This window comes from Streptomyces flavalbus, from assembly GCF_042674625.1.
GTDB lineage: Bacteria > Actinomycetota > Actinomycetes > Streptomycetales > Streptomycetaceae > Streptomyces > Streptomyces flavalbus.
This window is the reverse complement of record NZ_JBHTEB010000001.1, coordinates 1660851-1681279: the sequence shown is the minus strand read 5'-3', so window position 1 is coordinate 1681279 and position 20429 is coordinate 1660851. Positions and strand designations below refer to the sequence as shown.

The following is a 20429-nucleotide window of genomic DNA, read 5'->3' as shown; positions in this document are numbered from 1 at the left end:
GATGGTTCTCGGCAGCGACCCCAGGCGGGGGACGAGGGCACGGGCCACGGCGCTGGCGGCGGCGCTCCTGCTGTTCCTCGGCCCGGCACTCGCCGCGTGCGGCGACGACGAGGGCGGCGGCAGCGAGAGCACGCCCCCGACGCCGACCGCGCAGCGGACCACGACCGGCGCGGCGACCGCGCCCGCCGACGCCGCCCAGGCCGAGCGGGAGATCAAGGACAACTGGCGGAAGTTCTTCGACCCGGGCACCTCCCTGGAGGAGAAGCAGACCGTCCTGGAGAACGGCGACCAGATGGCCCCGGTGCTGCGCGCCTTCAGCGGCGACGAACGCGGCGGCCAGGTCCAGGCCGAGGTCACCGAGGTCGAGTTCACCTCCGCGACCGGGGCCAACGTGACGTACACCCTCACCCTCCGGGGCGCCACCGCCCTGCCGGACGCCTCCGGTACGGCGGTCGAGCAGGACGGCACCTGGAAGGTCTCCGCGAAGACGCTGTGCGCGCTGGTGCGACTGAGCGGCGATGGGTCGACGGCGCCGGTCCCGGGCTGCTGAGGCCGTCGCGGCGGTGCTGGCGCTCGCCCTGGCCACCGCCTGCGGCAGTCGGCTCCCGGAGAGCGACTTCGCGCACGACGACCGCACCCGCACGCGCGTGCCCGCCCCCGGCCCGCTGCGCGTCGGCATCGTCACCAGCGCCACCAGCCCGGTCGGCGGCGACGCCTTCACCGGCCCGCGCGACGGCGCCCGCGCCTACTTCGACCGCCTCAACGCGCGCGGCGGCGTCGACGGCCGCCGCGTCGAGGTGCGCGAGTGCGACGACGGCGGCAGCGGCGTCGGCAACAACGCGTGCGTGCGCAGGCTGATCGACGAGGACGTGGTCGCGCTGGTCGCCACCACCGCCCTCGACTACGCGGGCGCCCCGCTGGTGTCCCGCGCGGGCGTCCCGGACATCGGCGGCCAGCCCATCGGCGCCGCCTACGACACCTACCCGCACCTCTACAGCGTCTACGGCACCTCGGCGCCGAGGAACGGCGAGCCGGGCTGGGACGGCAGGCTGTACGGCGGCACCGAGGTCTACCGGTACTTCAAGCGCGCGCACGGCGCCCGCACCGCCGCCGTCGTCTCCTACAACCAGGCCGCGTCCGCCGCCTACGCCCGGCTCGTCGAACGCGGGCTGAGGGCGGAGGGCTACCGGGTCGTCAGCGAGCAGGTCGACTTCGCGCTGCCCAACTTCCGCGCCGTCGCCGCCGACCTGAAGGAGCAGGGCGTCGACCTCGTCTTCGACGCCGTCGACGGCCACGGCAACGCGCGGCTGTGCCAGGCGATGGACGACGTCGGCGCCCGCGTCACCGCCAAGGTGACCAACGTGCAGAACTGGACGTCCGCCGTCGAGGACGCCTACCGGGACGCGCCGCGCTGCCGCAACGCCCTGTGGGCGACCGGCTCCAGCCGCAACTTCGAGGACACCGGCCATCCGGCCGTACGGGAGTTCCGGGACGCCACCGAAGGGCTCGGGACGCACGCGCAGTGGCAGTTGGAGGGCTGGGCGGCGGCCAAGTGGTTCACGGACGCGGCCACGGCGTGCGCGAAGGAGGCGGACGGCGTCACGCGCGCGTGCGTCGACGGCCACGTCCACCGCGCGGACGGCTACACCGCGGGCGGCCTGCTCCTCCCGGTGAGCTTCCGGGCGAGCCCCGAGCCGCCCACCCACCGCCGCAACTGCCTCTCGGTCGCCCGCTGGCAGGACGGCCAGGGCTGGGTCACGCAGGGCGAGATGACCAGGACCTGCTTCGACGTCCCGCAACTGGCCTACGAGCCCTGAGCCCGCTCGGGTTCCTGGGCCTCGTGGCGGACGGCGTGGTCCGGGTGGTGCAGGTCGAACGCCGGGGAGTCGGAGCGGACGCGCGGCAGCGCCGGGAAGTTGTGGCGCGGCGGCGGGCAGGACGTCGCCCACTCCAGGGAGCGGCCGAAGCCCCACGGGTCGTCGACGCCGACCCGCTCGCCGTACTTCGCGGTCTTCCACACGTTGTAGAGGAACGGCAGCGTGGACATGCCGAGCAGGAAGGCGCCGATCGACGAGACGGTGTTCAGGGCGGTGAAGCCGTCCGCGGCGAGGTAGTCGGCGTAGCGACGGGGCATCCCCTCGGCGCCCAGCCAGTGCTGCACCAGGAACGTGGTGTGGAAGCCGGTGAACAGCGTCCAGAAGTGGATCTTGCCGAGCCGTTCGTCGAGCATCTTGCCGGTGAACTTGGGCCACCAGAAGTAGCAGCCCGCGAAGATCGCGAAGACCACGGTGCCGAAGACGACGTAGTGGAAGTGGGCCACCACGAAGTAGGTGTCGGTGACGTGGAAGTCCATCGGCGGCGAGGCGAGGATCACCCCGGTCAGCCCGCCGAACAGGAAGGTCACCAGGAACCCCACCGACCAGAGCATCGGCGTCTCGAAGGACAGCGAGCCCTTGATCATCGTCCCGGTCCAGTTGAAGAACTTCACGCCCGTCGGCACGGCGATCAGGAAGCTCATGAAGGAGAAGAACGGCAGCAGCACCGCGCCGGTCGCGAACATGTGGTGCGCCCACACCACCACCGACAGACCGGTGATCGCCATCGTCGCGCCGACCATGCCCATGTAGCCGAAGAGCGGTTTGCGGCTGAAGACCGGGATGATCTCCGTGATGATGCCGAAGAACGGCAGCGCGATGATGTAGACCTCGGGATGCCCGAAGAACCAGAACAGGTGCTGCCACAGCAGCGCCCCGCCGTTCGCCGCGTCGAAGACGTGCGAGCCGAACCGCCGGTCGGCCTCCAGACAGAGCAGCGCCGCCGCCAGCACCGGGAACGCCATCAGGACCAGGATCGACGTGAACAGCGTGTTCCAGGTGAAGATCGGCAACCGGAACATCGTCATCCCGGGGGCGCGCATCCCGACGATGGTGGTGATGAAGTTGACCGCGCCGAGGATCGTGCCGAACCCGGCCAGCGCGAGCCCCATGATCCACAGGTCGCCGCCGATGCCGGGCGAGCGTTCCTCGCTGTTCAGCGGCGCGTAGGCGAACCAGCCGAAGTCGGCCGGACCGCTGGGCACGAACAGCGAGCCCAGCACGATCAGCCCGCCGAACAGGAACAGCCAGTACGAGAACATGTTCAGCCGGGGGAAGGCCACGTCGGGCGCGCCGATCTGCAACGGCATCAGCTCGTTGGCGAAGCCCGCGAAGCTCGGGGTCGCGAAGAGCAGCAGCATGATCGTGCCGTGCAGCGTGAAGAGCTGGTTGAACTCCTGGTTGCTCACGAGCTGGAGCCCCGGCCGCGCCAGCTCGGCCCGCATCAGCAGGGCCATCACCCCGCCGACCAGGAAGAAGCCGAAGGAGGTGATCAGGTACAGGTGGCCGATCTTCTTGTGGTCGGTGGTGGTCAGCCAGTCCACGATCACCCGGCCGTGCCGCGCGGTCGCTCCGGGTCCTGCCGTCGCCGGTACCGTCTCCGTCCCCATGGCCTTCGCTCGCCCCTTCGCTCGTCGCGCCCCGGGCCCGTGGAAGCCCGCGCCGTGGCCGCGGGCCCTCGCCATGATGCTCGCGCTGGGGCGCGCTCCGACAGGGGGCGGACGGGGGTGCTGTGGGGGAGCCGGGTATTTCCTGTGCGGCACCGGGGCGCCGCGGCCCGCCCGGAAACGGAAAGGAAAGGGCTCTGGGCACGGTTCTCGGACAGTCTTCCGAGCACTTTCCGCCGCTTTATTCGACGGGCCGCGGCGACACGCGGGAATTGCGGGCGAAAGCCCGCCGAAGAGGTACGGGTCCACTCATCCGGCCGGGTGAGTACGACCGAAACGCGTGTCGTGATCCTGTGACAGAAGTGTGACCGGAGGGGGATCAGTGACCCTCGGTGCACGGCCTGGGCTTCCCCCGCCGCCGGGCGGCGCCTAGCGTGGCCGTATGGCACCCATTCCCACACCCCCAGCGGAACCCCAGGACGACCCGGACGCCTACGTGGGCCTCGACGGGGCGGCGGCCGAGCGGCTCGCGCGTGAGCGGGGCTGGTCCACGGTGCGGTCGCTGCCGCCGGGCGCGATCATCACCATGGAGTACCGCGTGGGGCGGCTGAACTTCGAGGTCAAGGACGACCGGGTGGCGCGGGCCTGGAAGGGCTGAGCGGCGCGCCCGGAGCGGCTGAGCGGGCGGCGCCGCCCGCTCAGCCGCCCGTCATGGGCCGGGCCGCGGACGGCGCGTTGCGCGGCGCCCGGTCCGAGTGCGGCGGCCTGCGGCTGCCCACCGGGGTGACCGGGGTGCGCTCGGAGCGGGCCGTGTGCGGACCCGGGGCGAGGTACGGGGGCCGGTTGGCCCGCACCGTGGACGGCAGGATGGTCTCGCGCACCGGCGCGGCCGGGTCGGGCTCCGGTTCGGGTTCGTCCTGCGGGGCCGCCGAGGCGACCAACGCGGGAGCGGCGTCGCCGCCGCGCCCCGAGGCGGTGGACCCGGCGGCGCGGCCGATGACCGCGGCGACGGGGGCCGGGGCGGGCGTGGGCCGCGGGGCCGTCCGGGGACCGCGGTGGCTCGCGGTCCAGCGGTCGCGCTGGGCGAGGATGCCCGCCTCGGCGCGGGCGATCAGCGGCTCGCACCAGGGCAGCGCGAGCAGGATCAGCAGACCGGCGGTCCAGCCGAGGACCACGTCGCTCAGCCAGTGCGTACCGAGGTAGACCGTGGTCAGCCCCACGCTCAGCGACAGCACCGCCGACAGGGCCGACAGCCAGCGCCGGGCGCGTGGCGTGGAGGCCAGGTAGGCGAGGATGCCCCAGGTCACCACCGCGTTCGCGGTGTGTCCGGAGGGAAATATGTCGCTTCCGGCCTGGAACCAGTGCCACATCTCGTTGGAGCCGACGTCGGTCGCGTAGTGCGGGCCCGAGCGGCCCAGGCCGTACTTCACGGCCCCCACGGTGATGTTCAGCAGCAGCAGGGCCGCGCCGAAGGCCAGCAGCGGACGCAGGGTGTGCTGCCGCCAGGACCGCCAGCCGAGCCAGGCGGCGACCATCACGGCGGTCGGGCCGCGCTGGCCGAGGACCACCCAGTAGTCCAGGAAGGCGTGGATCTCCGGCCACTGCTGGTACGGCCGGAAGAGCATCGCCTGCCAGTCGAAGCGGACCAGCCACGAGGTGACCGCGACGGCCAGCACGATGGCGAGGTAGAAGGCGAGCGTCGCGCCGAAGAGCACCACCCGGTGCCGTGTCATCCGCGGCACGTCGAGGACGGGCCGCACTGGTTCACGGTCCAGTCGGGCGAAGATCCGGTCGAGCCGGGTCGGCATTGGTTCGGTACGCACCCAATCGACGTTACAGGGAGTGAGGTGGGATCCCCCGCGAATCACCGGGGTTGTAATGACGATGTGATGTGGGATTCCTCTCAGGGCGGGGGTTTATTGCCAGGGATTCCGTAATCCCAGGAGCCCCTTCCCTGCAATTCCTTTGATCATTCCTCGGGTAATGTTTTGGCTTGCTTTTATGTGTGTTCACCGGATAGTGGGGCTGTATTTCCCGGGCGATCACCGCGGGGTCGTCGGGGGGTCGTCGGGGTGCCGTCCCGGGTTCACGGGGGACCGGAGCCGTTCAGCCAGAAGGCCCCGTACGCCGCCGAGACCGCCACCGCCGCGGCCACCACCAGGGCCGACCTGCGCGGACGCGCCCGTGCCAGGGCGCGGGCGGGCGGCAGCAGCAGCGGGAAGGCGGGCAGCAGCAGCCGCGGCTTCGAGCCGAAGTAGCTCGACGCGCACAGCGCGAGGGCGGTGACGACACCCGCGTACACCAGCAGCGGGAGCGGCTGGCGCTGCCGGACGCAGACGGCGTACAGCCAGCCGAGCAGCCCCACCCCGACGACCAGCCCGGCGCCCGCCAGGGCCGCGGGGAACGACGTGAACTTCTCGGCGACGAAGCGGGCGAAGGCGTAGCCGCCGTCGAAGCCGTTGCGCCACCCCGCCTGGACGTCGAGGTAGCCGAGCGGGCCGGTGCCGGTGCGGTGGCCGACCCACAGGACGTACCCGGCGGCGCCCAGGGGCGCGAGAGCCATACCGAGGGCGCGCCGCCAGACCGGTGCGCCCTCCAGGAGCGGGCCGGGGGAGGGCAGGGGGGCGTGTTCGGCCGTCCGGGCGCCGGACGGCGAGCCCGCGCTCCGGGGCCGCCCGGACGGCGCAACCGGCCCGGCCCGCCCAGACGGCATCACCGCTCCGGCCCGACCGTCGCGTACGAGCGTCACGGCGGCGGCCGTCCACACCGCCGCCACCACCGCGAGACCCACCGGCCGGGTCAGCCCCGCCAGCAGCGCGAGGGCGCCCGCGGTCACCCAGCGGCCGGTCAGCACCGCGTACAGCGCCCAGGCGGCCAGCGCGGTGAACAGCGACTCGCTGTACGCCATCGACTGCACGATCCCCACCGGCAGCGCCGCCCACAGCAGCACCGCGCAGACCCCGGCCCGCCGCCCGTACAGATGGTCCGCCACCGCGAAGATCCCCCAGGCCGCGGCGAGCGAGGCGAGCAGGCTGACGGCGAAGCCGGAGTCGGCGTACGACAGCGGCGTCAGCGCGTGCCCCAGCCGCTCCAGCCACGGCAGCAGCGGGAAGAAGGCCAGGTTGGAGTGGACGTCGCCGTTCGGCAGCCGCACCTCGTAGCCGTAGCCCAGCTCCGCGACCCTGGTGTACCAGAGCGCGTCCCAGCGGGCGGTGAGCAGTTCGTACGCGCTCTTGCCGCGCGCGGCGCTCCATCCGGCCAGCACGAGCAGGCCCAGGGCACGCACGGCGGCGTACCCGAGCAGGGCCGGGGCCGCCCGGCGCCAGGTGGGCGCGGCAGCCGGGGGCGCCACGCGCGTCGCGAGATCGATCACGGGCTCGATTATCCGGTGGGGAAGCGGAGTGGCGTACGCCACATGGTTCCGGTGCGGGTGTGAGAGGTCCGCCACGTGACCCCGTCCGGAACTCGCGTACGCTGACGTGTCACTCGCCGTTCGTCTGCGTGGGCCGGAGGAGCCGCTCCTCTCCGGTCGAGTCGCGGGGAGTCCCCACCCCGTGAGCCCGCCGGACGCGAGGGAACATCTGGGAGGTACGTGTACATGTCCGGGACGACCTCGGCCGCCGCCGCTGGGCTGCGCCGTCGGGCGGCCGGGGCCGGTGCCAACCGCTGGGTGGTTCTCGTCGTCCTCTGCGTCAGCCTGCTGCTGGTCGCCGTCGACGCGACCGTGCTGCACGTGGCGATCCCCGCCGTCACCGAGGACCTCAAGCCCGGCGCGATAGAGCTGCTCTGGATCGTCGACGTCTACCCACTGGTCTGCGCCTCGCTGCTGATCCTCTTCGGCACGCTCGGCGACCGGGTGGGACGCAGACGCGTCCTGCTCCTCGGCTACGCCCTGTTCGGCGTCGCCTCCCTGCTCGCGGCCCTCGCCCCGGGCCCGCAGATGCTGGTCCTCGCACGGGCGCTGCTCGGCGTCGGCGGCGCGATGATCATGCCCGCGACGCTGTCCATCCTGCGGCAGGTCTTCCCCGACCGGCGCGAGCGGGCGCTCGCGATCGGCGTGTGGAGCGCGGTCGCCGCGGTCGGCGCGGCGGTCGGGCCGCTGCTCGGCGGCTTCCTGCTGGAGCACTTCTGGTGGGGCTCGGTCTTCCTCGTCAACATCCCGCTGATGCTGGTCAGCCTGCCGGTGGGGCGGCTGCTGCTGCCCGAGTCGACCGGCGACGGCCGGGGCCCCTGGGACGTGGTGGGCGCGCTGACCGCGGCGGCCGGGCTGTTCGGGATGGTCCTCGGGGTGAAGCGGCTCGGCGGCGGCGAGTCGGTGGCCAGCCCCTTCACGGTGGTGCCGCTGCTGGCCGGTGCCGCCCTGCTGGCGCTGTTCGTACGGCGGCAGCGGCGCCGCCCGCACCCGCTGGTCGACCTGCGGATGTTCGCCCGCCCGGCGTTCAGCACCGCCGTCGGGTGCATCGTGCTGGCGATGCTCGCCCTGGTGGGGCTCGAACTGATCGCCGCGCAGTACCTGCAACTGGTGCTCGGGCTCTCGCCCCTCCAGACCGGGCTGCGGCTGCTGCCGCTGACCGTCGCCGCGATGGCGGCGGGGCTGGCGGGCGCCCGGATGCTGCGGCGGTTCGGGCCCCGGCGCATGGTGTGCTTCGGGTTCTGTCTGACGGCGGGCGCGGTGGTGCTGCTGACCGCGCTGGGGCGGCACGACCAGCCCGCGCTGATGCTCTCCGGGTTCGTGCTGCTCGGCTTCGGCCTGGAGACGACGCTGTTCGGGGCGTACGAGTCGATGCTGAGCGAGGCCCCGCCGGAGCAGGCGGGCGGCGCGGCGGCCATCGGCGAGACGTCGTACCAGCTCGGCGCGGGGATCGGCATCGCGCTGCTCGGCAGCGTGATGAACGCGGCGTACGCGCCGGGGGTGCGGGGCGTGCCGGGGGTGCCGGAGTCGGCGTCCGCGGACGCCGGGCACTCCCTCGGGGAGGCGTACGAGGTCGCCGGGCGGCTGGGCGGGTCGGCGGGGGAGGCCCTGCGTCGGGTGGCCCGGGACTGTTTCGTGCACGGGCTGCACGTGACGTTGCTGGTGAGTGCGGGGTTGTTGTTGCTGGGGGCGTTGATGGCGTTGCGGTTGCCGCGCCTCATGCACTGCGAGCAGGCGGCTCCTGCCGAGGTGCCTGCGCAGCGCGGCGCCGAGAAGTCCCGCGTCTCCGCGTGAGCGGGTGATTTCCCACCACACCCACCTGTTTACCGCCCGTTGACGGGTGGACGTGCAGGGCCACGCGACGTACCGTCGGCCGTGAAATTGGCGGATTAGCAGTGCTAGTTTTCTCGGAGGGTGCCCCGTGTCCCCGAAGTTGCCCCCGTTCGACCCCCGCGACCCCCTGGGCCTGGACGACCTGCTCACCCCCGAGGACCTCGCGGTGCGGGACACCGTGCGGCGGTGGGCCGCGGATCGGGTGCTGCCGTATGTCGCCGAGTGGTACGAGAGCGGCGAGCTGCCCGTCATCCGGGAGCTGGCGAAGGAGCTGGGCGGGCTCGGCGCGCTCGGGATGTCGCTCAGCGGGTACGGGTGCGCGGGCGCCAGCGCCGTGCAGTACGGGCTGGCCTGCCTGGAGCTGGAGGCCGCCGACTCCGGCATCCGCTCGCTGGTGTCGGTGCAGGGCTCCCTCGCCATGTACGCCATCCACCGCTTCGGCAGCGAGGAGCAGAAGCAGCGCTGGCTGCCCGGCATGGCCGCGGGGGAGCTGATCGGCTGCTTCGGGCTCACCGAGCCCGACCACGGCTCCGACCCCGCCTCGATGCGCACCCACGCCCGGCGCGACGGCGACGACTGGATCCTCAGCGGCCGCAAGATGTGGATCACCAACGGCTCCGTCGCCTCGGTCGCGGTGGTCTGGGCGCAGACCGAGGACGGCGTCCGCGGCTTCGCCGTGCCGACCGACAGCCCCGGCTTCTCCGCGCCGGAGATCAGGCACAAGTGGTCGCTGCGGGCCAGCGTCACCAGCGAGCTGGTCCTGGACGACGTACGACTGCCCGCCGACGCGGTGCTGCCGGGGGTGACCGGGCTGCGCGGGCCGCTGAGCTGTCTGTCGCACGCCCGGTACGGGATCGTGTGGGGCGCGATGGGCGCGGCGCGCAGCTCCTTCGAGGCGGCCGTCGACTACGCGACGTCGAGGGAGCAGTTCGGCAGGCCCATCGGCGGCTTCCAGCTCACCCAGGCCAAGCTCGCCGACATGGCGGTGGAGCTGCACAAGGGGATTCTGCTCGCCCACCATCTGGGGCGGCGGATGGACGCCGGGCGCCTGCGTCCCGAGCAGGTCAGCTTCGGCAAGCTCAACAACGTGCGCGAGGCCATCGACATCTGCCGTACGGCCCGGACGATCCTCGGTGCCAACGGGATCTCGCTGGAGTACCCCGTCATGCGGCACGCGACGAACCTTGAGTCGGTGCTCACCTACGAGGGCACCGTCGAGATGCACCAGCTCGTGCTGGGCAAGGCACTCACCGGACTGGACGCCTTCCGGTAAGGCCGTAGGGGGAGGGGGAGGGGGAGGGGGAGGGGGAAGAGCGGGGCCGGTGGTGCTCGGCCCCGCCTCAGCTCTGGTTGAAGAAGCCGTCCGCCCGGTGGGCGGCCGGTTCCCCGCTGATGATCTCCGTGTTGGCGGGGGACAGCAGGAACACCCGGTTCGACACCCGGTCGATCGAACCGCGCAGGCCGAAGATGAGCCCGGCCGCGAAGTCCACCACGCGCTTGGCGTCGGCGGGCTCCATGGCCGTGAGGTTCATGATGACCGGGACCCCCTCCCGGAACAGCTCGCCGATGGCGCGCGCGTCCCGGAAGCTGTCCGGGGTCACCGTGCCGATCCGGCGGCCCTTCTCCTCGGCCGTGTCCGTGGCCACCTTCACCCGAGGGTCGGTGACCCAGGCGTCCCCGTTGTCGGTTCCCTCGGAGTAGTCGTCGTCGTAGTAGCGCTCGTCATCGTTGTCGTCGACGAGGCCGAGCCACGCACTCGCCTTGCGTACCGATCCCATGGACGCCTCCTCTCACAGCGGTCATTCGTACCTTCCGCATCCCTATGGTCATCCATGATGCGGACGTCGCGCCAAGTGGTTAGACGCCGCGCGGGGGGTTTGTGACGGTACTGGTGCACAGCGAATACGTCGAGAGTCCGGGTTTCCCAAGGGTCGTTCCGCAAACGGCTGCTGACTGTGAGTGAAATATGACTCTTCCCCGCGTCCGGGTGACAGGCGGTGCGTAAGGGTGAACGGAACTGTGCCAGGCGTGGGACACAAGAGATGACGATCCGTCGATAGGATGCCGTCGCTCGAAGGTGGGACACGGTCCCACGCACCACGGGGGAGCACGGGGAACGGGAACACGGGGGAACGTCATGTTCGGCATCGTCAGGCCCTGCCGTCATCGGCTCGGGGAACGGCTCCAGACGGAGTGGCTGGCGCACCTGTGCGGGCTCTGTCTCGCGCTGCGCCGCGATCACGGACAGTTCGCACGGGTGGTCACCAACTACGACGGGCTGCTCGTCTCCGTACTGACGGAGGCTCAGACGGGACGGTCGGAGGGCGGGCGGCGTACGGCGGGGCCGTGTCCGCTGCGGGGGATGCGGACCGCGTCCGTCGTCCGCGGGGAGGGCGCCCGGCTCGCGGCGGCCGTCTCGCTGGTGCTCGCCTCGGCCAAGGTGCGCGACCACGTCACCGACGGGGACGGGCTGCTCGCCCGGCGCCCGGTGGCGCTCGCCGCGCGCAAGGTCGCCGACGGGTGGGGGCGCGCGGGCGCCCGCGGCGGGACCGCGGTCGGGTTCGACACGGCGCTGCTGGTCGACGCCGTGGACCGGCAGGCCGGGGTGGAGGCGCTGGCCGGGCCCGGCACCCCGGTCCTCGCGGTCACCGAGCCGACCGAGACGGCCACCGCGGCGGCCTTCGCGCACACCGCCGTCCTCGCCGGGCGGCCGGGGAACGCCGAGCCGCTCGCGGAGGCCGGGCGGCTGTTCGGGCGGCTGGCGCACCTGCTGGACGCCGTGGAGGACCGGGACGCCGACGCCGCCTCCGGCGCCTGGAACCCGCTCACCGCCACCGGCACCCCGCTCACCGAGGCGCGGCGGCTCGCCGACGACGCCGTGCACGGCATCCGGCTCGCGCTCGGCGAGGTGGAGTTCGCGGACGGGCGGCTGGCGCACCGGCTGCTCGTGCACGAACTGCCCGCCTCCGTGGACCGCGCCTTCGGTACGTCCGCCACCTGCGCGCACGGAGCCCTGGGACCGTACGCCCCGGGACCGTACGCCCCGCCCGGGGGCCCCGGCGGTCCCGGTGGTCCGCTGCCGCCCGAGCCGCCGCGCGGGAACCGGCGGGGGCTGCTCGCGGGGTGCGCGGTGTGGGTGGGGCTGGCCTGTACGTGCCAGCTGTGCTGTGGGGAGTACACCAGCCCGTGGTCGGGGCAGCGCAAGGACGGCCTGTGCCACCACTGCTCCTGCGACAACTGTTCCAACTGCTGCGACTGCTGTGACTGCTGCTCCAACTGTTCCGGCTGCTGTGACGGCTGCGACTGCGGCTGTGACTGCTGACGGCGGCTCAGGGCGGTCCTGACCGGCGGGCATCCGGAACGATGACTTCCGGACATCCCGGTGCGCTGGACGGCCGCCGTGCGCGCCGTGCCGACCGGCGCGCACGGCGGGTCGTCCAGCGGTCAACTGGGGGAAGGCGCCCCGTTCTGACGGGGTGACAGCGGGCGTCCGCGGGCAGGTCCCTATCAGGCGGCCAGGCGGTCGCCGCACAGGCCAGCGGCCGAAAGGTGCCCTTGCGCCGACCGTACGTTCGGCCGAATACTCCCCCTCAGCGCTTGTCAGGGTCACGTCGTGTTCGGAATCCGGACAACGGGTCACTGACTGCGCCTCACGGGCCCCGACCCCACGCGGGCCCCCGACTTCCCATGTGGAGGAACGAAAAGTGAGGATCGAGCGCACCACCCCCCGCAGCGGCATATCGAGACGGTTCCGGCTGATCGCCGTGGCCACCGGGCTCGTGGCCGCGGCAGCGGTCGCGGTCCCCAGCGCGAACGCGAGCGACGCCACCACGTTCAGCGCCACCCAGCTCAGCAAGGCGAGCGACGCGGTGCTCCAGGCCGATGTCCCCGGCACCGCCTGGGCCGTCGACGCGAAGACCGACCGGGTCCTCGTCACCGTCGACAGCACGGTCTCCCAGGCCGAGATCGCCAAGATCAAGGAGCAGGCCGGGGCCAACGCCGGGGCGATCACCATCAAGCGCACCCCGGGCAAGTTCAACAAGCTCATCAAGGGCGGCGACGCCATCTACGCGAGCAGTTGGCGCTGCTCCCTCGGCTTCAACGTGCGCACCAGCAGCGGCGCCGACTACTTCCTGACCGCCGGTCACTGCACCGACGGCGCGGGCACCTGGTACGCCAACTCCGGGCGCACCACGGTCCTCGGGTCGACCGCCGGGTCCAGCTTCCCGGGCAACGACTACGGCATCGTCCGGTACACCAACACGTCCATCACCAAGTCCGGCACCGCGGGCAGCGTGGACATCACCAGCGCGGCCACCCCGGCCGTGGGCACCACCGTCATCCGCACCGGCTCCACCACCGGTACGCACAGCGGTCGGGTCACCGCCCTCAACGCCACCGTCAACTACGGCGGCGGCGACATCGTCTACGGCCTGATCCAGACCACGGTCTGCGCCGAGCCCGGCGACTCCGGCGGCCCGCTGTACGGCAGCAACGGCACCGCCTACGGTCTGACCTCCGGCGGCAGTGGCAACTGCTCCTCCGGCGGCACGACCTTCTTCCAGCCCGTGACGGAGGCCCTGAGCGCCTACGGTGTCAGCGTCTACTGATCGTCTCCGGGTAGCCGGTCCGTCCGAACCCGGCGAGCCCCCGTACGCCAGCGGCGTGCGGGGGCTCGCCCTTTTCCGGCGCGCGGGCGCGGCCTTCCGGCGCGCGGGCGGCGCGGTTACCCGGTCGTAGCGTTTGCGGTGCGAAACGTCTCCCGGGGGCGGTCCCGGATGGTGAAGAAGGCGGGGGCGCACGGTGGTTACCGTGTGCGCGTCCAGCAGTCGACCTTGTGTGCGCCCTGTGCGGTTCGGAAGAGTGGTCGCCCGTCAACCAAGCCTTCCGGCTCCTACGGTCCCCACGGCCGTACGGGCCGACCCCCCACAGGAGGACATGAGTTGAAGCACCGACGCATACCCAGGCGGCGGGCCGCCGTGGCGGGTGCGGGCATCGCCGCACTGATCGCCGCGGGTGTCACCTTCCAGAGTGCGAACGCCAGCGAGCCCTCCTCGGCACCGGCACCCCTCACGGTGCCCGCGGCCGGGAAGCTCGCCTCGGCGCTCGGCGCGGACCTCGGCGCCGACGCGGCGGGCACGTACTACGACGCGGAGTCACGGAACCTCGTCGTGAACGTCCTCGACGAGACCGCCGCCCGGCTCGCCGAGGAGGCGGGCGCCCGCGCGCGGATCGTCGAGCACTCCCTCGCCGAGCTGAAGAGCGCCCGGACCACCCTGAGCGAGGACGCCGCCGTCCCCGGCACGTCCTGGGTGACCGACCCGCGCACCAACAAGGTCGTCGTCACCGCCGACCGCACCGTCTCCAAGGCCGAGTGGGCCAGACTCACCAAGGTCGTGGACGGGCTCGGCACGGTCGCCGAACTCAAGCGCACCCAGGGCGAGTTCACCCCCTTCATCGCGGGCGGTGACGCCATCACCGGCGGCGGCGGGCGCTGCTCGCTCGGCTTCAACGTGGTCAAGGGCGGCGAGCCGTACTTCCTGACCGCCGGGCACTGCACCGAGTCCATCTCCACCTGGTCGGACTCGGCGGGCACGGTGATCGGTGAGAACGACACCTCCAGCTTCCCCGGCGACGACTACGGCCTGGTCAGGTACACCGCCGACGTCGACCACCCGAGCGAGGTCAACCTCTACGACGGCTCCGCCCAGGCCATCTCGGGCGCCGCCGAGGCCACCGTGGGGATGCGGGTCACCCGCAGCGGCTCCACGACCCAGGTGCACGACGGCACGGTCACCGGCCTGGACGCCACCGTGAACTACGGCAACGGCGACATCGTCAACGGCCTCATCCAGACCGACGTGTGCGCGGAGCCCGGCGACAGCGGCGGCTCGCTGTTCTCCGGCAGCAGCGCGATCGGCCTGACCTCCGGCGGCAGTGGTGACTGCACGTCCGGCGGCCAGACGTTCTTCCAGCCGGTCACGGAGGCCCTGTCGGCCACCGGTACGTCGATCGGCTGACCCACCCGGGAAGTCCGGTGAGGTCCCGCCCCGCGCGCGAGGGGCGGGACCTCGTCCGTGCGCCCTCAGCGGGTGGGCAGCTCGGCCTCCCGGCGGCGGAGCCGCAGGACCGACGCCAGCATCGTGACCGCGACGCCCAGCACCGCCCAGGCCCACAGCACCAGCAGCGAGACGGTGGTGTCGTTGCCCTTGAAGTAGGCGATCGAGCGGGCCGCCCAGGTGCCCGCGCCGGGCGGCAGCGCCGGGCCGATCGCCTTCCAGAACGGCGGCAGCATCGGCAGCGGGAACGCCCCGCCCGCGCTCGGGTTGCCCGCGATCACCACCAGCAGGATCGCCAGACCGATGCCGACGATCCCGAAGACGCCCTGGAGGGCGAGGGTGGCGGCGCCCACCGCGAAGGTGATCAGCGCGCCGAGCCCCCACAGGTCCACCACGGCGCCGGGCAGCGCGCCGAGGACCGGCCCGACGACCACCGCGCCGCCGAGCCCGCCGACGATCGCGACCAGGGCCATCACCAGCAGCCGGATCGCGGCCCGGCGCGGGTTGGCGGGCCGGGCGCCGGTGCTGATGGCGAGGATCGAGGCGCACAGGTAGCCGCCGACGCACCAGCCGACCACCAGGTAGAACGACGAAAGGCCGTCGAAGTCCTGGTCCGAGGCCGGGGCCACGTCGACCGTCCGCACCGTCCGCCGCTCGGCCCGCTCCAGCTCGGTGACGAGGTGCTCCAGGGCGGTGGCGAGGGCGCTGCCGCCGCCGGAGGCGACCAGCAGGGTGTCCCGGGTGCCGCCGGGGTCCACCACCAGCGCGCCGTCGAGGTCCCGGTCCAGGATCCGCTGCCGGGCCGTCGCCTCGTCGGCGACCGTGCGCGGGTCGAGCGGATCGCCGGGCAGCTCCGCCAGCCGGGCCACGGTCTGTTCGGCGGCGGCGCCCGGCGCGACCACCCCGAAGGGCACGTCTTTGGGCTCCGGGTCGTGCAGGGCCCCGACGTACGAGGCGATGAACAGCACCTGGAGGGCGATCACGCCGAGGACGAGCAGCGTGGCGCGCGGGGTGACGGCGTCCTTCACCTCGCGGAGGAACGGGCTCCGTGTCATGTCCCCACAGTCCGGGGCGAACAGTGTTTCCGCAGGTGGGAGGGGTCCGAACGGCTGTCGTACAGATGTTCGGAATTTGGTCTATGGTGGGGGTGAGCAGGTTGGGAACGGATGTTCGATAGCGGGAGGTGCGGATGCCGGGCTTCACGCATCTGCACACCGTCTCCGGGTTCTCCCTGCGGTACGGAGCCTCACACCCGGAGCGGCTGGCCGAGCGTGCCGGGGAGCGGGGCATGGACGCCCTCGCCCTCACCGACCGGGACACGGTCGCGGGCGCCGTCCGCTTCGCCCGCGCCTGCGCCACGGCGGGCGTCCGCCCGCTGTTCGGGGCCGAGCTGGCGGTGACCGCCCCCGAGCCGGACGCCGTACGGCCCGAGAAGCGCCGTCGGGCACCCGTGCGCGGCGGTGCCTTCATCGATGAGTCGACCCCCCGCGTCACCTTCCTCGCCCGCGACGGCGCCCGTGGCTGGGCCGACCTGTGCCGCCTGGTCACCGCCGCCCACCGCGCCCCCGACCTGCCCCTGCTGACCTGGCCCGACAACCACGCCGACGGCCTGACCGTGCTGCTCGGCCCCGACTCCGACGTCGGCCGCGCCCTCGCCGCGGGCCGCCCCGACCGCGCCGCCCGGCTCCTCGCCCCCTGGCGCGAGGTGTACGGCGACGCCCTGCGCCTGGAGGCCGTCTGGCACGGCCGCACCGGCACCGGGCCCGGCTCGCTGCGGCTGGCCGCCCGTACCGTGGGCTTCGCCGCCGAGCAGGGCGTCCGCCCGGTGCTCAGCAACGCCGTCCGCTACGCCGACCCCGGCATGGGCCCGGTCGCCGACGTGCTGGACGCCGCCCGGCGCCTGGTCCCCGTCGACCCGGCCAAGGGGCTCGACTCCGGTGAGGCGTGGCTCAAGGACGCCGGGGCCATGCTGGGCGCCGCCGAGCGGGTCGTGGAGGCCGCGGGCTTCCGCCGCGAGGCCGCGCACCGGCTCCTGGAGCAGACCCGGGCGACCGCCGCCGAGTGCCTGGTCGACCCCGAGGACGACCTCGGCATCGGCACCGTCCACTTCCCCGAACCGCACCTCGTCGGCGCCGGGCGGCGCACCGCGCAGCGCGTCCTCGCCTCCCGGGCGGCGGCGGGCATGGTGCGGTACGGGTACACCGGGCGCCGCGCCTACTGGGAGCGGATGCACCAGGAGCTGGACATCATCGCCCACCACGGCTTCGCCTCCTACTTCCTGACGGTCGCCCAGGTCGTCGACGACGTGCGGGCGATGGGCGTCCGGGTCGCCGCGCGCGGCTCCGGCGCGGGCTCCCTCGTCAACCACCTCCTCGGCATCGCGCACGCCGACCCCGTCGAGCACGGGCTGCTGATGGAGCGGTTCCTGTCCAAGCGGCGCCCGGTGCTGCCGGACATCGACATCGACGTGGAGTCCGCCCGCCGTCTGGAGGTCTACCGGGCGATCATCGGCCGGTTCGGCACCGAGCGGGTGGCGACGGTCGCGATGCCGGAGACGTACCGGGTGCGGCACGCGATCCGGGACGTCGGCGCGGCCCTGTCGATGGACCCGGCCGACATCGACCGGATCGCCAAGTCCTTCCCGCACATCCGCGCCCGCGACGCCCGCGCGGCCCTCGACGAACTGCCCGAGCTGCGCGAACTGGCCGGGGAGCGGGAGCGCTACGGCAGGCTCTGGGAACTGGTCGAGGCGCTGGACGCGCTCCCGCGCGGGGTCGCGATGCACCCGTGCGGGGTGCTGCTCTCCGACGCCTCCCTGCTCTCCCGTACGCCGGTGGTGCCGACCAGCGGCGAGGGGTTCCCGATGGCGCAGTTCGACAAGGACGACGTGGAGGACCTCGGGCTGCTCAAGCTGGACGTGCTCGGGGTGCGGATGCAGTCGGCGATGGCGCACGCGGTCGCGGAGGTGGAGCGGGCCTCGGGGGAGCGGGTCGACCTGGACGCGGTGCCGGACGGCGACCCGGCGACGTACCGGCTGATCCGGTCGGCCGAGACGCTGGGCTGCTTCCAGATCGAGTCGCCGGGCCAGCGCGACCTGGTGGGGCGGCTCCAGCCCGCGACCTTCCACGACCTGGTGGTGGACATCTCCCTGTTCCGGCCCGGGCCGGTCGCCGCCGACATGGTGCGGCCGTTCATCGAGGCCCGGCACGGGCGGGCGCCCGCGCGCTACCCGCACCCGGACCTGGAGGGGCCGCTGAAGGAGACGTACGGCGTCGTCGTCTTCCACGAGCAGATCATCCACATCGTCGACATCATGACCGGCTGCGGGCGCGACGAGGCCGACCGGGTGCGGCGCGGGCTGTCCGACCCGGAGTCGCAGGGGCGCATCCGGGTGTGGTTCGCGCAGCACGCGGCGGCGAAGGGGTACGGCGCAGAAACGATTCAGCGGACCTGGGAGATCGTCGAGGCGTTCGGCTCCTACGGCTTCTGCAAGGCGCACGCGGTCGCGTTCGCCGTACCGACGTACCAGTCCGCGTGGCTGAAGGCCCACCACCCGGCCGCCTTCTACGCGGGGCTGCTCACCCACGACCCCGGGATGTACCCCAAGCGGCTGCTGCTGGCGGACGCGCGGCGGCAGGGGGTGCCCGTGCTGCCGCTGGACGTGAACACGTCGGGCGTCGCCCACCGTATCGAACTGGTGTCCGGTAAGTGGGGGCTGCGGCTCGCCCTCTCCGACGTGCACGGCATCAGCGAGGCCGAGGCCGCCCGGATCGCTGACGGACAGCCGTACGCCTCCCTGCTCGACTTCTGGGAGCGCGCCCGCCCCAGCCGCCCCATCGCCGGGCGGCTCGCGCAGGTCGGCGCGCTGGACGCGTTCGGCGCCAACCGGCGCGACCTCCAACTGCACCTGACCGAACTGCACCGCGGCGCCCGCGGCGGACGCGGCGACCAGCTCCCCCTCGCCGGGGGCCGCCGCACCGCGTCCGCCGGGCTGCCCGACCTGTCCGACGCGGAGCGGCTCAGCGCCGAACTGGGCGTGCTGTCCATGGACGCCTCCCGCCACCTGATGGACGACCACCGGGCCTTCCTCGACGAGCTGGGCGTGCTCTCCGCCCGACGGCTGCGCGAGGCGCGGCACGGGGAGACGGTGCTGGTCGCGGGCGCCAAGGCGGCCACCCAGACGCCGCCCGTCCGGTCCGGCAGGCGGGTCATCTTCTCCACCCTCGACGACGGCACCGGACTGGTCGACCTCGCCTTCTTCGACGACTCCCACGACGCCTGCGCCCACACCGTCTTCCACTCCTGGCTGCTGCTGGTCCGCGGGGTCGTGCAGCGCCGTGGCCCGCGCAGCTTCAGCGTGGTGGGCGCCGCGGCCTGGAACCTCGCCGAACTCCTTGAGGTACGGCGGGAGGAAGGGCTGGAGGGCGTCGCCGCCCGGCTGGCCGAGGACCCCGGGCCCGGCGCCGCCGCCGACGACGGCGAAGGCCCCGCCCGACGGCGCCTCGCCGGGTCCGAGGGCGCTCCCGCGCCCGCGGGCTCCGCCGCCCAGGACGCGCTGGAGCAGCGGCGCGTCCGTATGCCCACGGGGTACGAGATGCACCCCTGGGCCGATCTGCGCCCCGCGGGCGAAGGGCCCGCGGTGGGAAGGAAGTTGTGGCACCAGAGTCCGGGGAGTGCGGGATGACGATCCTCTGCGTACGTTTCCAGCTACCGCCCAGGTACGAGGCCGCCCTGCCGGGGCTGCTCGGGCTGCTGGAGGAGTTCACCCCCGTCGTCGAGGCGCTGCCGCCCGACGGCGCGCTGGCCGACCTGCGCGGCGCCGAACGGTACTTCGGGCGTACGGCGGTGGAGCTGGCCGCCGTGATCCGCGTCCGCGCGCTCGCGCTGCACGGCGTGGACTGCGCGATCGGCGCCGGACCCGGCCCGATGCTGGCCCGCATGGCGCTGCGCGACGCCCGCCCCGGCGTCACCGGGGTCCTGCCCGCGGGCCCGGACGGCATCGCCGACCTGCCCGTCACCGCCCTCCCCGGCGTCGGCGCCGCGACCGCCCGCACCCTGTGCGAGTACGGCCTCGACACCCTCGGCCGGGTCGCCGCCGCGCCCCTGTCCACGCTCCAGCGGCTGGTCGGCGCCAAGGCGGGCCGCGACCTGCGCGAGAAGGCCCACGGGATCGACCGCGGGCGCGTCGTCCCGAACGGCGTCTCCCGGTCCCTGGTGGAGGAGCGCCGCTTCGACCGCGACGAACTGGACCCCGAGCGCCACCGCCGCGCCCTGCTCTCCGCCGCCGGGGAACTGGGCGCCCGGCTGCGCGCCGTGGAGAAGGTCTGCCGCACCCTCACCCTGACCGTCCGCTACGCCGACCGGTCCGCCACCACCCGCTCCCGCACCCTGCCCGAGCCGACCGCGCACTCACCCGCCCTGACCCGCGCGGCCTACGACATGTACGACGCGCTCGGCCTCCAACGCGCCCGGGTCCGGGCGGTCGCCCTGCGCGCCGAAGGGCTCGGCCCCGCCGAACGGGCCGCCCACCAGCTCACCTTCGACCCCGTGGACGAGAAGGTCCGCCGCATCGAGGAGGTCGCGGACCGCGTGCGGGCGAAGTTCGGGCCGCGGGCGGTGATGGCGGGGAGGCTGGCGGCGTAGC

General features: G+C 73.4%; 15 protein-coding genes. 10 read left to right on the top strand and 5 right to left on the bottom strand.

What is annotated here, in order from left to right; genetic code table 11:
- Nucleotide 1 precedes the first annotated feature (1 nt).
- Complete coding sequence (locus ACFQZ6_RS07355; protein WP_381605821.1) at nt 2-550, top strand: hypothetical protein; 549 nt, start codon at nt 2-4, stop codon at nt 548-550.
- Nucleotides 519-1817 carry an ABC transporter substrate-binding protein gene (locus tag ACFQZ6_RS07350; protein ID WP_381605820.1) on the top strand — a complete coding sequence of 433 codons (1299 nt, stop codon included), beginning with the start codon at nt 519-521 and terminating at the stop codon, nt 1815-1817. The genes ACFQZ6_RS07355 and ACFQZ6_RS07350 overlap by 32 nt, the downstream gene beginning before the upstream one ends.
- On the opposite strand, the gene ctaD is transcribed toward ACFQZ6_RS07350, so the two are convergent.
- The gene (ctaD, locus tag ACFQZ6_RS07345) at nt 1805-3484 is read right to left on the bottom strand and encodes an aa3-type cytochrome oxidase subunit I (RefSeq protein WP_381605818.1); all 1680 of its coding nucleotides are present in this window, start codon (nt 3482-3484) and stop codon (nt 1805-1807) included. The genes ACFQZ6_RS07350 and ctaD overlap by 13 nt on opposite strands.
- A gap of 439 nt (nt 3485-3923) precedes the next feature.
- Here ctaD and ACFQZ6_RS07340 point away from each other — a divergent pair, with 439 nt between their 5' ends.
- Nucleotides 3924-4139, top strand: coding sequence for an I78 family peptidase inhibitor (locus tag ACFQZ6_RS07340; RefSeq protein ID WP_381605816.1), 216 nt, complete (start codon nt 3924-3926; stop codon nt 4137-4139).
- A 40-nt stretch (nt 4140-4179) separates the two neighbouring features.
- Here the strand turns inward: ACFQZ6_RS07340 and ACFQZ6_RS07335 are convergent, their stop codons facing one another.
- On the bottom strand, nt 4180-5304 hold the full coding sequence (locus tag ACFQZ6_RS07335; protein ID WP_381605814.1) for a phosphatase PAP2 family protein: 1125 nt from the start codon (nt 5302-5304) through the stop codon (nt 4180-4182).
- Between the two features lie 263 nt (nt 5305-5567).
- Complete coding sequence (locus tag ACFQZ6_RS07330) at nt 5568-6854, bottom strand: mannosyltransferase family protein (protein ID WP_381605812.1); 1287 nt, start codon at nt 6852-6854, stop codon at nt 5568-5570.
- Between the two features lie 225 nt (nt 6855-7079).
- Here ACFQZ6_RS07330 and ACFQZ6_RS07325 point away from each other — a divergent pair, with 225 nt between their 5' ends.
- Both ACFQZ6_RS07325 and ACFQZ6_RS07320 read left to right on the top strand, forming a co-directional pair.
- Nucleotides 7080-8687 carry an MFS transporter gene (locus tag ACFQZ6_RS07325; RefSeq protein ID WP_381605810.1) on the top strand — a complete coding sequence of 536 codons (1608 nt, stop codon included), beginning with the start codon at nt 7080-7082 and terminating at the stop codon, nt 8685-8687.
- A gap of 127 nt (nt 8688-8814) precedes the next feature.
- Nucleotides 8815-9999 carry an acyl-CoA dehydrogenase family protein gene (locus tag ACFQZ6_RS07320; protein WP_381605808.1) on the top strand — a complete coding sequence of 395 codons (1185 nt, stop codon included), beginning with the start codon at nt 8815-8817 and terminating at the stop codon, nt 9997-9999.
- A gap of 67 nt (nt 10000-10066) precedes the next feature.
- Here the strand turns inward: ACFQZ6_RS07320 and ACFQZ6_RS07315 are convergent, their stop codons facing one another.
- Complete coding sequence (locus ACFQZ6_RS07315; RefSeq protein WP_360226580.1) at nt 10067-10504, bottom strand: cell division protein SepF; 438 nt, start codon at nt 10502-10504, stop codon at nt 10067-10069.
- A 359-nt stretch (nt 10505-10863) separates the two neighbouring features.
- Between ACFQZ6_RS07315 and ACFQZ6_RS07310 the strand changes: the two genes are divergently transcribed.
- The 3 genes from ACFQZ6_RS07310 (at nt 10864) to ACFQZ6_RS07300 (ending at nt 14746) form a co-directional block, all read left to right on the top strand.
- Nucleotides 10864-12048: a DUF5685 family protein gene (locus ACFQZ6_RS07310; RefSeq protein ID WP_381605806.1), complete on the top strand. Its 1185-nt coding sequence runs from the start codon at nt 10864-10866 to the stop codon at nt 12046-12048.
- A gap of 382 nt (nt 12049-12430) precedes the next feature.
- Nucleotides 12431-13336, top strand: coding sequence for a S1 family peptidase (locus tag ACFQZ6_RS07305; RefSeq protein ID WP_381605805.1), 906 nt, complete (start codon nt 12431-12433; stop codon nt 13334-13336).
- Between the two features lie 333 nt (nt 13337-13669).
- Entirely contained in the window at nt 13670-14746 is a 1077-nt protein-coding gene (locus ACFQZ6_RS07300; RefSeq protein WP_381605804.1) for a S1 family peptidase, read from the top strand.
- Nucleotides 14747-14811: 65 nt separating this feature from the next.
- On the opposite strand, the gene ACFQZ6_RS07295 is transcribed toward ACFQZ6_RS07300, so the two are convergent.
- The gene (locus tag ACFQZ6_RS07295) at nt 14812-15840 is read right to left on the bottom strand and encodes a DUF3533 domain-containing protein (protein WP_381605803.1); all 1029 of its coding nucleotides are present in this window, start codon (nt 15838-15840) and stop codon (nt 14812-14814) included.
- A gap of 134 nt (nt 15841-15974) precedes the next feature.
- On the opposite strand from ACFQZ6_RS07295, the gene ACFQZ6_RS07290 reads away from it, so the two are divergent.
- Entirely contained in the window at nt 15975-19469 is a 3495-nt protein-coding gene (locus tag ACFQZ6_RS07290; RefSeq protein WP_381605802.1) for a DNA polymerase III subunit alpha, read from the top strand.
- Nucleotides 19466-20428: a DNA polymerase Y family protein gene (locus tag ACFQZ6_RS07285; RefSeq protein ID WP_381605801.1), complete on the top strand. Its 963-nt coding sequence runs from the start codon at nt 19466-19468 to the stop codon at nt 20426-20428. Before ACFQZ6_RS07290 ends, ACFQZ6_RS07285 begins: the two co-directional genes overlap by 4 nt.
- Nucleotide 20429 lies beyond the last annotated feature (1 nt).

Excerpts from the sequence above, each read along its gene's own strand:
- ACFQZ6_RS07310 (WP_381605806.1), top strand. The coding sequence starts at position 10,864 with ATGTTCGGCATCGTCAGGCCCTGCCGTCATCGGCTCGGGGAACGGCTC.
- ACFQZ6_RS07315 (WP_360226580.1), bottom strand. The coding sequence starts at position 10,504 with ATGGGATCGGTACGCAAGGCGAGTGCGTGGCTCGGCCTCGTCGACGAC.
- ctaD (WP_381605818.1), bottom strand. The coding sequence starts at position 3,484 with ATGGGGACGGAGACGGTACCGGCGACGGCAGGACCCGGAGCGACCGCG.
- ACFQZ6_RS07340 (WP_381605816.1), top strand. The coding sequence starts at position 3,924 with ATGGCACCCATTCCCACACCCCCAGCGGAACCCCAGGACGACCCGGAC.
- ACFQZ6_RS07355 (WP_381605821.1), top strand. The coding sequence starts at position 2 with ATGGTTCTCGGCAGCGACCCCAGGCGGGGGACGAGGGCACGGGCCACG.
- ACFQZ6_RS07285 (WP_381605801.1), top strand. The coding sequence starts at position 19,466 with ATGACGATCCTCTGCGTACGTTTCCAGCTACCGCCCAGGTACGAGGCC.
- ACFQZ6_RS07295 (WP_381605803.1), bottom strand. The coding sequence starts at position 15,840 with ATGACACGGAGCCCGTTCCTCCGCGAGGTGAAGGACGCCGTCACCCCG.
- ACFQZ6_RS07325 (WP_381605810.1), top strand. The coding sequence starts at position 7,080 with ATGTCCGGGACGACCTCGGCCGCCGCCGCTGGGCTGCGCCGTCGGGCG.
- ACFQZ6_RS07350 (WP_381605820.1), top strand. The coding sequence starts at position 519 with ATGGGTCGACGGCGCCGGTCCCGGGCTGCTGAGGCCGTCGCGGCGGTG.
- ACFQZ6_RS07290 (WP_381605802.1), top strand. The coding sequence starts at position 15,975 with ATGCCGGGCTTCACGCATCTGCACACCGTCTCCGGGTTCTCCCTGCGG.